2 protein-coding genes are annotated in these 799 nt (G+C 69.2%); both read left to right on the plus strand.

From position 1 onward, the window contains the following. A partial coding sequence (locus D3H34_RS34455) for a DUF6162 family protein (RefSeq protein WP_205736876.1) occupies window positions 1–192 on the plus strand: 192 nt, incomplete at its 5' end. 79 nt (window positions 193–271) lie between these two features. After that, a partial coding sequence (locus D3H34_RS33180; protein ID WP_167481329.1) for a metal ABC transporter solute-binding protein, Zn/Mn family occupies window positions 272–799 on the plus strand: 528 nt, incomplete at its 3' end.

Here is a 799-nt window from a genome sequence, read left to right on the forward strand (position 1 = left end):
CTGCTGCGCCTGGCCCCGGCCGCGCATGGGCATGACCATGCCGACCATGGCGCGGAAAGCCCGCCCGACATCTGGATGCACCGCAGCGCCCAGGCCGCACCCGCCGCGCTCGACGCGGCCCAGCTCACGCGCGCCGGCTGGCGCCAGGTTGTCGCGCGCTTCGATGCGGGCGTGACCCGGCAGCCGCGCTAGCGTTCTTTCGCCGCCGCCTTTTTCCTGATGCCTTCCCGCTGCCGGCGCGCAGCGTGCCTTTCGTTGGAGTCGTACGCCCATGTCCCCCATTCTCAGCCGCCGCCGTTTGCTGCAAGCCGGCCTGGCCGCCCCTGCCGCGCTGACGCTTTTTCCTCTGGCCGCGCAGGCGCGCCGGCTGCGCATAGGCATTACGCTGCACCCGTACTACAGCTATGTCAGCAACATCGTCGGTGACCTGGCCGACGTCGTGCCGCTGATTCCGGCGGGCTTCAATCCGCACGCCTATGAGCCGCGCGCCGAGGACATCAAGCGCATCAACGGCCTCGATGTGGTGGTGCTCAACGGCATCGGCCACGACGACTTCGCCGAACGCATGATCGCGGCCAGCAGCAAGCCCAATCTGCCGGTCATCGAAGCCAATGCCCAGGTGCCGCTGCTGGCCGCCGTCGGCTCCTCCGCGAATGCGGGCCGCAGCGGCAAGGACAGCCAGGTCGTGAACCCGCACACTTTCCTGTCGGTGGCCGCGTCCATTGCCCAGGTCAACACCATTGCGCGCGAACTCGGCAAGCTCGATCCGGCGAACGCCGAGGCCTACCGCGCCCATGCG

The organism is Acidovorax cavernicola (genome assembly GCF_003581445.1).